At 37.3% G+C, this 12658-nt stretch carries 11 protein-coding genes and 1 other RNA gene; 9 read left to right on the top strand and 3 right to left on the bottom strand.

Features of this window, described 5'->3' with window-relative positions; translation table 11 throughout:
* Positions 1–50 precede the first annotated feature (50 nt).
* From AC07YT_RS00350 to rnpB, 4 genes are all read left to right on the top strand, one after another.
* Positions 51–311 (top strand): YHS domain-containing protein, encoded by a 261-nt coding sequence (locus AC07YT_RS00350; RefSeq protein WP_494945115.1) that lies wholly within the window; start codon positions 51–53, stop codon positions 309–311.
* 150 nt (positions 312–461) lie between these two features.
* Complete coding sequence (locus AC07YT_RS00345) at positions 462–1112, top strand: SCO family protein (RefSeq protein ID WP_086546487.1); 651 nt, start codon at positions 462–464, stop codon at positions 1110–1112.
* Between the two features lie 91 nt (positions 1113–1203).
* The gene (locus AC07YT_RS00340) at positions 1204–1626 is read left to right on the top strand and encodes a c-type cytochrome (protein ID WP_086546488.1); all 423 of its coding nucleotides are present in this window, start codon (positions 1204–1206) and stop codon (positions 1624–1626) included.
* A gap of 181 nt (positions 1627–1807) precedes the next feature.
* Positions 1808–2190: RNase P RNA component class A (gene rnpB / locus AC07YT_RS00335), an RNA gene on the top strand.
* Here the strand turns inward: rnpB and AC07YT_RS00330 are convergent.
* Positions 2190–3068 (bottom strand): polyphosphate kinase 2 family protein, encoded by an 879-nt coding sequence (locus AC07YT_RS00330; RefSeq protein WP_086549328.1) that lies wholly within the window; start codon positions 3066–3068, stop codon positions 2190–2192. The genes rnpB and AC07YT_RS00330 overlap by 1 nt on opposite strands.
* A gap of 143 nt (positions 3069–3211) precedes the next feature.
* Here AC07YT_RS00330 and AC07YT_RS00325 point away from each other — a divergent pair, with 143 nt between their 5' ends.
* The 3 genes from AC07YT_RS00325 to blaB3PEDO all read left to right on the top strand — a co-directional run bounded on the left by AC07YT_RS00325 (position 3212) and on the right by blaB3PEDO (position 9914).
* A complete protein-coding gene (locus AC07YT_RS00325; protein ID WP_086546489.1) occupies positions 3212–5662 on the top strand; it encodes a transglycosylase domain-containing protein in 2451 nt (816 codons plus the stop codon).
* Between the two features lie 174 nt (positions 5663–5836).
* Positions 5837–9025: a peptidase MA family metallohydrolase gene (locus tag AC07YT_RS00320; protein ID WP_086546490.1), complete on the top strand. Its 3189-nt coding sequence runs from the start codon at positions 5837–5839 to the stop codon at positions 9023–9025.
* A 7-nt stretch (positions 9026–9032) separates the two neighbouring features.
* Positions 9033–9914, top strand: coding sequence for a PEDO-2 family subclass B3 metallo-beta-lactamase (gene blaB3PEDO / locus AC07YT_RS00315; protein WP_494945156.1), 882 nt, complete (start codon positions 9033–9035; stop codon positions 9912–9914).
* A gap of 91 nt (positions 9915–10005) precedes the next feature.
* On the opposite strand, the gene AC07YT_RS00310 is transcribed toward blaB3PEDO, so the two are convergent.
* Positions 10006–10356 (bottom strand): GIY-YIG nuclease family protein, encoded by a 351-nt coding sequence (locus AC07YT_RS00310; protein ID WP_086546491.1) that lies wholly within the window; start codon positions 10354–10356, stop codon positions 10006–10008.
* 133 nt (positions 10357–10489) lie between these two features.
* On the opposite strand from AC07YT_RS00310, the gene AC07YT_RS00305 reads away from it, so the two are divergent.
* Positions 10490–11266, top strand: coding sequence for an XRE family transcriptional regulator (locus AC07YT_RS00305; protein WP_086546492.1), 777 nt, complete (start codon positions 10490–10492; stop codon positions 11264–11266).
* 79 nt (positions 11267–11345) lie between these two features.
* Entirely contained in the window at positions 11346–11798 is a 453-nt protein-coding gene (locus tag AC07YT_RS00300) for a DUF4890 domain-containing protein (RefSeq protein ID WP_086546493.1), read from the top strand.
* 67 nt (positions 11799–11865) lie between these two features.
* On the opposite strand, the gene AC07YT_RS00295 is transcribed toward AC07YT_RS00300, so the two are convergent.
* The gene (locus AC07YT_RS00295) at positions 11866–12600 is read right to left on the bottom strand and encodes a class I SAM-dependent methyltransferase (protein WP_086546494.1); all 735 of its coding nucleotides are present in this window, start codon (positions 12598–12600) and stop codon (positions 11866–11868) included.
* Positions 12601–12658 lie beyond the last annotated feature (58 nt).

Below are 12658 nucleotides of genomic sequence, written 5' to 3'. Positions count from 1 at the left end.
CAAACATCAGTCTTCCAACACCTGACCTGAGACTTAAAAACAAATTCAAAATGAAAAAATTAAATTTCGCAATAATCCTAATTGGATTGGCAACCATAACATTCCGATCAAATGCAAATCCGGTAATCGACAAGCAAAAGATCAAACTCATCGATTCGGCAAAAAAAGTATTGGTAGATCCGGTTTGCAAAATGAAGGTGAAAGCTGGTGCTCCTAAAACCGCGGTTTATAATAAAGTTACCTATACTTTTTGCTCCGAAAGCTGTAAACAAAAATTTGTAGCAGAGCCAGTGAAGTACATTAAAAAATAAGTCGGGATCCGAAAGGCCGTATTAGGAAGTTTAGGAGCATAATCCCTAAATGCCAAAACATCGGTCTTCGGACAGCAGACTCCGGACTTTTCCAAACAATTAATTTCTTAAGAAGAATACGTTGTATATTTACATTTTTAAAATAAAATCATGAATAAAATTACTGCTTACCTTGCTGGTTCCATACTGGCTGTTTCTATATTTACCGCCTGCAAACAAGAAAGAAAGCTTCCATTTTATGGCGAACGCCATGCCGAAACGGTTAGAGATGCAGCAGGCATAGAGAAAATTGATACCGTTTATCAAACTATTCCGAACTGGTCTTTTTTAAATCAGGATAGTGTAGTAACAACAAACAAAGCAACTGATGGCAAAGTTTATGTAGCCGATTTTTTCTTTACTTCATGCACCACCATCTGCCCTACCATGCACCGAAACCTGGCAACGGTTTTCAGCGAATTTAAACTCAACCCCGACGTGATGTTTGTATCACACACCATCGATTTTAAATATGACAAACCCAGTGTTTTAAAAAAATATGCACAAAAACTTGGCGTAGATGGTTCGAAATGGCTATTTCTTTATGGCAGTAAAGACAGTGTTTATACTTTAGCCGAAAAAAACTATTTAGTGGCTGTTGGTGAAGATAGCACGGCAAAAGATGGCTATATTCATCAGGGTTACCTGGTTTTAATAGATAAAGACAGGCATATCCGCGGTGCTTACGATGGTACTAAAGAAGACCAGGTAGAACAATTGAAAAAAGATATTCCGGTTTTATTAGCGGAGTATAATAAATAGAATTCTTAGCCACGGAACCATGGATTAATACGGAATTAAAATTCTATTTCTGTATTTTCAATATTTCCGTGGCAAATTAAACAAAGTTTCAATGCGCAAGTACATCATCAATACTACCATTTTGCTATCCCTGGTTGCTATTATCTTTTCCTGCCAAAATCAGGAAACCATCGATCTGCAAAATTACATGTCGAATGGAAAAGATATTTACAAAGCCAAGTGCCAGAATTGCCATGGTGAAAATGGTGAAGGATTGGGACAGCTTGCACCACCCCTAACCGATTCTGTTTTTCTCAAAGTAAATAAAACACGTTTGGCCTGTTTCATCAAAAACGGAGCGAACGAATCGCTGATTATTCATGGAAAGGAATACAAAGAAAAAATGCCTGCCTTCCCCGAACTTGCCGATATTGATGTGGCGCAGGTAATGGTTTATATCACTAATTCGTTTGGCAATAAACAGGGCTTTGTGCCTTACTCGGAGGTGTCAGAACATTTGCAGAATTGTAAATAAACAGGTGCTATAATTATTTCTATTTCAGGTATTTTTCTTCTACTGCGTACGTCACCCTGAATTCATTTCAGGGTCTTAAATATTAATACAGATACTGAAATAAATTCAGCATGACGATAACCAGAGATAAATCTTCGTGTTCTTTGTGCCTTTGTACTTAAAAAACCCCATCTTTGCGCAAAATGCAGGTTGTTCTATCGCTGTCTCGGGTAAAATCGAGAGAGAGGAAAGTCCGGGCAACACAGGGCATCCCGCTTTCTAACGGAAAGGGGTTCAGGAATGAAAACCTGAATTACGGATTAGTGCAACAGAAAATATACCGTCCCGACCTAAAGTCGGGATAAGGGTGAAAACGTGCGGTAAGAGCGCACGAGCATTACAGGCGACTGTAGTGGTTTGTAAACCCCGGGAGTTGAAAGACCAAATAGGCTAACGTACGTAGGGCTGCCCGTCCGATGTTAGTGGGTAGGTCGTTAGAGATAAACGGCAACGTTTATAGTGGATAAATGATAGAAATCTTGAGCAATCAGGAAACAGAACCCGGCTTATAGACCTGCATTTTTTTATTCATTTAATAAAATACTTTTAGTTTCGTCGAGTTTAAGTACTTCCTCTTCACCTAAAACAGGAAACTTCAGGTCGAGGCTTTTAAGTTTATCTTCAATAATTTCACTAATTGCCAGCCGTGCAAACCATTTTTTATCAGCCGGTATGATGTGCCAGGGCGATTCTGCTGTACTGGTTTCGTTAATGGCTTCCTGATAAGCATCCATATACTTTTCCCACAAGGCCCTTTCTTTAATATCGCCCGAAGAGAATTTCCAGTTTTTAGCAGGATCATCGATACGTTCTAAAAAGCGTTGTTTTTGTTCATCCTTGCTTACATTTAAAAAGAATTTTAAAATTACCGTTCCATTAGCCGTTAAATGTTCCTCAAAATTTTTAATGCTCTTATAACGCTGCTGCCAAAAGCTTTTATTGATTTTTTTCACGTCATTAAAACCCGGGATATTTTCACTTAAAATGTATTCGGGATGCACCTTGCAAACCAACACATTTTCATAATGCGAACGGTTATGAATACCTATCCTGCCGCGTTCTGGCAAAGCTTTATAATGTCGCCACAAAAAATCATGCTCATATTCTTCTGATGTAGGCACTTTAAAACTATACACCTGGCATCCTTGTGGATTCAGTCCGCTCATTACATGCTCAATGGCACTATCTTTCCCGGCAGCATCCATCGCCTGAAAAATAATCAGCAAAGAATGTTTTCCAGATGCATATAATTTCTCCTGTAAGTGGTTTAGCTCTATTTTCGAGTTCACCAGTGCATCTTTAGCTTTTTCTTTATGATAACCTCCGGTAAAATCCGTCTTGTGGTTTTTTAAAGAAAATTTCTTATCCCCTTGTACAATTAATCCTTTAAATTCGTTTTTCATAATCATGTATAGTTTTAGATAAATCGATGCATCAATAATTTAAATATAGAACTAAAAAATAAGTAAATTAAATACGTTAATTTGCATATAGAGTTTTTTATATTTAACGCCACAGCTTTTACCTAAAGATCATCTTATCCAATATGTTTAAAGAGATAAAAAACAAGTACTTACGTTATTCTACAATAGTTTTATTTTTTATAATAATTTTCTTTTCTGCCCTTCAATTAAACTTTTTGTGGCTATTTGGCTACTCACCAAGTGTTCGAGATATTATAGCACCTACCCTCCGTGTAGGTTCAGAACTTTACACTGCCGATGGAAAACTGATTGGCAGGTACTTTAAAGAAAACAGAACGCCGGTAAATTATAATGAAATTGCACCTAGCGTAGTGCAGGCTTTGGTCGCTACTGAAGATGTGCGTTTTTATAAACACTGGGGTATTGATTTGCAGGCGGTTGCCCGCGCTGTTGTGGGTTTAGGAAAAGATGGCGGAGCCAGTACCATTACCCAGCAACTGGCAAAAAACCTGTACCGTACACGTTATAATAAATCGCAGGGATTATTGATTAAAATACCTTTGGTTAGGACCTTAATTGTAAAACTAAAGGAATGGATGACTGCTGTAAAACTAGAGTCTAATTATTCTAAGAACGATATCATCACCATGTACCTCAATACCGTTTCTTTCGGTAACAACACGTACGGCATAAAAACGGCGAGCCGGATTTACTTTGATAAGGAAGCGAAAGATTTAGCGACCACAGATGCAGCTATGCTGGTGGGTATGTTAAAAGGCACAACATTATATAATCCAACCAAGAACCCGGCAAAAGCTTTAGAAAGAAGAAATGTGGTGCTTGCGCAGATGAATAAGTACAAGTACCTGAGTAAAGATAGTTTAACTGAGTTATCGAAAGAGCCGATTAAACTAAAAGAAGGTAAAATGCAGGATGGCAGCGATGGCGACTCCTATTTAAGAGCTGCTGTAGCGAAATATTTAGAGAAATGGTGTACGGATAATGGTTACGACCTTTATGAAGATGGTTTAAAAATTTATACCACGATCGATTCAAAACTTCAAAAATATGCTGAAGAAGCAGTTGCTGATCAGATGAGGATTTTGCAACGCCGGTTTTATAATGTGTGGGGCAATGAAGATCCCTGGTACGACTCGGAAAAACAAAAGGTTGATTATCCCGACAGAGCGATGAAAAACTTGCCGATTTATACAATTTTACAAAAGAAATTCCCTAATAATCCCGATTCTGTTACTGCCTATTTTAATAAAAAGAAGAGGATGCAGATCTTTACTTATAAAGGCGACCGCGATACTTTATTCTCTACTTTAGATTCGATCCGTTATTATGGAAAAATCATGAATACCGGAATGATGACCATGGAACCTGCAAGTGGTAAAATTAAAGTTTGGGTTGGTGGCATAGACCATAAGTTTTTCAAATACGATCACGTTAATCAATCTAAACGTCAGGCGGGCTCTACTTTTAAACCATTTGCTTATTTGACGGCTTTAGAACAAGGCATGAGCCCTTGTGATAAATTTACAGATAAGCCAGTTAAAATTGCTTATCAGGATAAAGGCGAAACGAAATATTGGGAGCCGAAAAATGCCGATTACAGCGTTTCTTACCGTGAAATGAGTTTAAGGTGGGCCATGGCGAAATCAGTAAATACCATTACGGCTCAGGTAACCGAAAAAGTGGGCTGGGATAATGTGGTAAAATATGCACACGAATGTGGTATCGATAGCCATTTAGAATCAGTTCCATCGGTAAGTTTAGGCTCAAACGATGTTACGGTTTACGAAATGGTAAAAGCCTATGCGACCTTTATGAATAAAGGAATTAAAACAGATCCCATTCTAGTAGAGAAAATTACCGATCAGGATAATAATCTAATTGATGAGTTTAAACCTAAAACAAAAAGGGTTTTAACAGAAGAAATTGCCTGGTTAATGACCTATATGTTCCGTGGTGGTATGGAAGAACCGGAAGGTACCTCGCAGGCATTATGGGAATGGCCAGATTTGTTTAGAAAAAACAATCAAATTGGTGGCAAAACGGGTACTTCTTCTGATTATGTAGATGCCTGGTACATGGGTTTAACCAAAGATCTGGTAACCGGCGTTTGGGTGGGTTGTGATGAAAGAACAGCGCACTTTAAAAACGGCGAACAGGGCGAAGGCTCAAGAACGGCGCTACCCATTTTCGCTAAGTTTATGGAGAAAGTATACCTCGATCCAAGTTCAGGTTATACTTATGGTCCGTTTCCAAAAGCAACGGTTGATATAACCAGAACCTACAACTGCCCTAGCCCGCGGATTATTAGAGATACCACCTCAACTGACAGTTTAGCGGTAGATTCTACAGATTTTACGGTTCCTGAAACACCAGAAACCGTAACCCCGGTAACCGTTGAACCTGAGGTTAAAAAAGAAGAAAAGAAAGCTGAACCTGTTCAAACTCCTCCGGCAGCTACAGTTCCTTTAACCAGAAAGGAAGAAAGAGAGCTGAGAAGAAAACAACGTCAGGAAGAAAAAGAAAAGAAAAAGAACGAGAATAATCAGCCTTAGTTTTTATTGTAATAATAAGCCAGATACATCACCTATCTGCGCTGGTTAGTAGAAATAACTTTAAAAAAGTGTTAAAATTTTAATACTGTTTTAAACAATTGCTATTTTTATTTTCCAAATCTCGTACCATTTCATTTTCGTAAATTATTGAACTTCATTACTAAAACCACACATATGAAAATAGGCTCTACCTTATTAAAGCGATATTCTGCTGTATTGCTGCTGCTTATTCTTTCTTTTTCTGTTAAGGCCCAATATTTCGGGCAAAACAAGGTAAGGTATAAAAAACTCGATTTTAAAGTTTTGCAAACACCCCATTTCGAGATTTACTATTACATTAAAAACGAGAAACTTTTAAAACGTTTTTCGCAAGATGCCGAAACCTGGTATAAAATGCATCAGGAAGTTTTCAGAGATACTTTTTTAAAGAAAAACCCCATTATCCTATACAATAACCATCCTGATTTCCAGCAAACAACTGCACTTAACGGAGAAATTGGAATTGGTACCGGCGGGGTTACTGAAGCGTTGAAAAACAGAGTGATAATGCCGGTTATGGAATTAAATAGCCAAACAAGACACGTTTTAGGTCACGAGCTTGTCCATGCTTTTCAATACCACCTTTTGCTCGAAAAAGATTCGATTAGTTTAGAAAATGTTGGACAAACACCACTATGGATGGTTGAAGGTATGGCTGAGTACTTATCAATCGGAAAAAAGGATGCATTTACTTCCATGTGGATGCGTGACGCAATGTTAAACCGTGATATCCCTTCTTTAAAAGATTTAACCAACTCCAACAAATATTTTCCTTACCGCTATGGCCAGGCATTCTGGACTTACATAGGTTCGCAATACGGCGATACCACTATTGTTCCATTATTTAAGAATACCGCAAAGTATGGCTATGAAAATGCCATTAGGTATACTTTCGGGTATGATGATAAAACCTTATCCGGCTTATGGAAAAATTCTATCGATGCGCATTATAAACCCATGTTAAAAGCAGATAGTTCGCAGATCAAAATTACGGGTACAAAAATCATCGACAATAAAAATGCAGGTAATATGAACGTTGCCCCTGCCCTTAGTCCGGATGGAAAATACTTAGCCTTTATGTCTGAAAAAGACCTTTTTGGGATTGATTTATTTCTCGCAGATGCCAAAACCGGAAGAATTATCAGAAAACTAAGCAGTCAGATTTCCAATGGCCATATCGATGATTTCAACTTTATAGAGTCGGCCGGAGCATGGTCGCCAGATAGTAAACAATTTGCCTTTAGTATCTTCAGTCAGGGCAAAAACCAGATGATGATTATCAATGTCTCAAACGGTACTACAGTTTCTCAAACGGCCATGGATCAGGTGCAGCAGTTCGGTAATTTAACCTGGTCGCCAAACGGAAAAGATGTAGCTTTTTCGGGTATGGTTGAAGGGCAGAGCGACATCTTCTCATACAATCTAGATACCAAAACAGTTACGCAGATTACCAATGATGTATATTCTGATTATGCTCCTAGTTATTCACCTGATGGCAAAAAACTAGTATTTTCATCAGATAGAGCAGCAATTCAGGCCAATGTAATTAACGCTGTATTACCTATAAATCTTGCTGTTTACGATATCGCTTCTAAAACGGTGAGCAATTTAGATGTTTTTCCAGGGGCGAATAACCTAAATGCGCAGTTTTCTTCAAACAGCCAGAATATCTATTTCCTCTCGAACAGAGATGGATTTAGAAATTTATACAAATACAATTTCGCCGATAATACCGTTGATCAGTTAACCGATTATTTTACAGGAATTAGTGGGATTACCGAATTTTCGCCTGCAATTTCAGTCTCTACTACTGATGATATTGTATACAGCTATTATCGCTACCAGCGTTACACTTTGTATAATGCAAAGTTGAGCAGCTTTAAAGCAAAACGAATTGGTAATCAGGAAGAAAATTTTGATGCTGCGATCCTTCCTCCAATGGAAAACATCGGTGTAAACATCATCAATTCCAATTTAAATAATTTTGACCGTTTCGAAAAAACCATCGCCGATTCGATGCGAACGGTACCTTACAAACCAAAATTCAGGTTAGATTATTTAGCCAATAGCGGTGTTGGTGTTTCTACCAGCCGTTTCGGAACTGGTGTTTCAGGCGGTATTGTGGGGATGTTCAGCGATATTTTAGGCACCAACCAGATTATAGCGAATCTATCGGTAAACGGAGAAATTTATGATTTTGGTGGTTTAGTAGGCTACATCAATCAAAAAAGCAGAATTAACTGGGGTGCTGCCATTTCGCATATCCCCTATGTATCAGGATTTAGGTCTTACGGCTACGAGAATATCCCTATAGGTAAAAATCAGGCCGGGGTTGAACAAACCATTAATGCCTTTGCAGACAGGACAGATATTATTAGGACATTCGAAGATCAGCTTCAGGTGTTTGGTGCCTATCCTTTTAGCAAAATACACCGGTTTGAACTCGGAGGAGCATTTTCGCATTATAGCTATCGGATTGACCGGTACAGTAATTATTATGATGCGAACGGATATTACATCCGATCTGATAAAAACAGAATTTCTAATGACGAGGCATCAAAAACGTATGAGGTTCCTTTTAATGCCTTTACCCTGTATCAATTAAATGCGGGTTTTATTGGTGATAATTCTATTTTCGGTCTAACAGGACCACTTGATGGCTATAGGTATCGGGTAAGTGGAGAAAAATATTTTGGCACCTATAATTTCGCTGGCGTAACGGCCGATCTTCGTAAATACTGGAGAGCCAAACCAGTAACCTTTGCCGTAAGAAGTTATAATACTTTAAGAATCGGCAAAGATGCAGATAGGCTTTACCCGATGTATCTGGGTTATCCTTATTTGATTAGAGGTTATGAATCAAACTCCATTTACAAAAGTACTTCAGCCCAATCGTCAGAATCTTTTGATATTAACCAGTTAACAGGAAGTAAAATAGCTGTTTTTAACTTCGAAGTCCGTCTACCTTTTACCGGACCTAAAAAACTAGCGGCTATACCTTCTAAGTTTTTATTTTCTGATTTAAACTTATTCTTTGATGCAGGTTTGGCCTGGACAAATGATACCAGGGTTAAATTTAAAAGTGAACCAACGTATACATCAGAACCGTTATTGGATGATAATGGTGTACCGGTTAAAGATGATAAAGGAAATCCGGTTACATATCAAGCCACTACAGAACGTGTACCAGCCATGAGTGTTGGTATATCGTTACGGGTAAACGTTTTTGGTTATTTTGTATTAGAACCTTACTACGCAATTCCTTTCCAAAGGAAGGATGTTAAAACCGGCGTATTCGGTTTAACGTTTGCACCAGGATGGTAAAAAGGAAATTAATTTAATGGCGAAATTGCACATGAAAAAAATATGTTTAATGGTTTTATTGTCTTGCAGCTTGTTTGGTTTTGCCCAAACAGTAACAGAGCCAGCGAATAATCCAAAAGAGTGGTCTCAGGCTTCAGCGCCATTTAGAATTGCAGGCAATCTATATTATGTTGGCACTTATGATTTAGCTTCCTATTTAATTGTAACAGAAAAAGGAAATATATTAATAAATACAGGTTTAGCTAATTCGCTTTCAATAATAAAAGAAAATATAAAAACTTTGGGATTTGATTATAAATCAATCAAAATTTTGCTTTTAACCCAGGCCCATTTTGATCATTTAGGCGCAATGGCTGAGATTAAAAAAGAAACCGGTGCAAAACTATATGTAGATGAGAAAGATGCGGAAGCGCTTGAAACCGGTGGAAAATCAGATTATGAGCTTGGGAAATATGGCATAAGTTTCAAACCCGTAAAACCTGATTTCCTATTGAAGAATAACGATAAAATTAAATTAGGCAGCACTACTTTAACAATGCTTCATCATCCTGGGCATACTAAAGGATCGTGTAGTTTTATATTTAATACGAAAGATCAAAATTCCAGCTACAAAATTTTGATCGCCAATATGCCGTCCATAATTGTTGATAGAAAATTCTCAGAAATAGCTTCGTATAAAGATATCCAAAAAGATTATACTGAAACTTTTAAAGCAATGAAAAAGCTCGACTTTGATCTTTGGGTTGCATCTCACGCAAATCAATTTAATCTCCATGATAAACATAAATCGGGAGACCCTTATAATCCAAAAGTTTTTATGGATAAAAGTAATTTTTTCAAAAATCTTCAGGATCTGGAAAATTTTTTCCTCGAAAAAATAAAAAACTAGCCCTTTACTAACTTGTTTAAAGCGATTAATATAAATTATCGCTTTTTTTTATGGAGATAGTTTAATTTCTTTGGCCTAATAAACCTAGCGATTAAGACAAACTTGTAAATGATAGTTTTACCTGGTTACTGATATTCCGATGTAAAAGAATATTTTCGAAATCGAGGCCAATAGTTAAATCAATCCAATCCGGATTACAAGATCTTACCAAACGCTCTTTTTGCATACGTGTAAACCGGCTAATGGATTTAAAACGTACCAAAGCCTGTGCTTCTGTTTTAAACTCTTCAAAATAAACCAGGCGGGTTAATTGTTGCCCATTATCAAAAAACAAGTTTGGCATCTGTTTGTAGAAATCCAGTGTCTTCATTAAATCTGAGCTCATGCCCACGTGCATACTTGTACGATTTCTGTCGGTAACGATATAAACAAACTTTTTCATGATCTTATGTTTAAAACTTAAAACTAAACTATTTAGTATACGCTCTTGCAATTCAAAATAATATTACTAACTTTATGAGCATAAAATTACTAACTATTTTAGTAATTCCAAATTTATTTTAAAATTTATTTTTATGTCAAATATTTCAAATAATTTAAAGTACCTCAGGAAGAAAAAAGGCCATACACAGCAAAATTTCGCTGATATTATGGAAATCAAGAGATCGCTCATTGGGGCTTACGAGGAAGACCGGGCGGAACCTAAATACGATTTACTAAAAAAAATAGCCGAATACTTTGATCTGACCATCGATGAATTCATCAATGAGAAAATATCTGACAGCTGGAAACCGAAGCCAAAAAGCCAGGGATCTAACTTAAGGGTACTCAGTATTTCTGTTGATCAGAACGACCGCGAAAACATCGAACTGGTTCCGGTTAAAGCGAGTGCTGGTTATTTGAATGGTTTTTCAGACCCTCAATATATTAGCGACCTGCCAAAATTCCAGCTTCCTTTAGCTGCATTAAGACAAGGTACCTTCAGGGCTTTTGAAATTATGGGCGATAGCATGTTACCCGTTCAGCCAGGCAGTGTGATTATTGGCGAATACCTGGATAACTGGAATGAAGTAAAAACCGGCGAAACCTACATCGTGATTAGTAAAAATGAAGGCGTAGTATATAAAAGAGCTGGTAACCGTTTCAGAGAAAATAAAGATTTGAAGCTGATATCAGATAATAAAGTATACGATGCCTATACCATTGCTGCTGATGACATCCTGGAAATCTGGAAGGCCAAAGCCTATATATCTACTTCATTACCTGAACCTGCACCAGACCCAACAATGGAAACCTTGACACAAATGATGGCTCAAATGCAAAAATCAATTTCTCAACTAAATAAAAATTAACACTTTTTAACAAAGGCCGATTAAACTGTTTGCGTTTTTATGTATCTATTGATTTAACAAACACATAAAAAAACATAACATGAAAAAGGCAATTTTAACAATAGCAATTGCAGTAATGGGATTAACCGCTGCATTTGCTCAAGACACTACAAAAAGAGTAAGACGGGCAATGCCTAAAATGACTGCCGAACAAAGAGCAGAAAGGGCAACGTCAAGGTTGGAAAAAGAATTGAGCTTAACCGCTGATCAGAAAACTAAAATCTATGCGATTCAATTAGAGAATGCGAAAAAAATGGATACCTGGAAATCTGCCGATCAGGGCGATATGAAGAGCAAGATGAAAGAGCGCAAAGCGGCTATGGATGAGCAAAAAACTAAAATTGATGCTGTTTTAACCGCAGATCAAAAAACAAAATTGGATGCTTTCCGTGCCGAAGCCAAAGAAAAAGGTGAGAAAATGAGAAAAGGATTGGGTGGCAGAGGCAAAAAAGATAAAGCACCAGTGGTTTCTAATCCGCCTGCACAAGGATAAGTAGTAAAATTAATTCATTATATTTTTGAAAGCGTTCCGATTATTCGAAACGCTTTTTTTTATCATATCATTTTTTAACCGCAGAGATAATTAAAAACATTGGCCTGCGCATTTCATCTTTCATTTCAGGGATTTCCGATAGGCTCAGCTCACTTGGCATGGGTTCTACCAATGCGTTAAGCTCAAAACCATTTTTAATTAAGCTACTGATGTAAGAAGTTAAAGTTCTGTGGTATTTTACTACATCAGTACCCAAAAAATTAGCTTCGCGCTTACCTTCGGAAAAATAATGATCCAATGGCCAATGCAAAACATTTCCACTTTCATCATAAGTCCAGTCTTGCCTGCCCTGCGCCGTAAATATGGGGTGCTCAATAGAGAAAACAAAACGACCACCTTGTACAAGGCTTTTATTGATTTGAAAACAGATTTCATCAAAAGAAGCCAAATAATGAAACGATAATGAGCTGATTACAACATCGTAGCGATTTGGTTTAAAATCAAAATCTTCAATGGCGCATAAATGGTAATCGATTTTAGGAGAGGAATTGATTTCACGCGCCTTTTTTAGCATATTTTCGGATAAATCGACGGCTACGACAGATTTCGCTCCTTGATTAACCGCATATTTGGCGTGCCAGCCAAAACCACAGCCCAAATCGAGCACTTTTTTATTATCGAAATCTGGAAAAAGGCTTTGAAGAACATGCCACTCTCCTGCACCGTCCAATCCCTTAACCGAACGGCTCATTAAACTGTATTGTTTAAAAAATTCGCTATTGTCGTATTTATTCTCCTGCATAAAACTGTTATGAGGAAACAAATTTAGAAATATTAAATGACTGGAAAAGTTAAGGTAT

It is taken from the genome of Pedobacter sp. GW460-11-11-14-TSB4, assembly GCF_059423705.1.
Note: the sequence above shows the minus strand (reverse complement) of the source record. Positions and strands in the feature narration are given on the sequence as shown.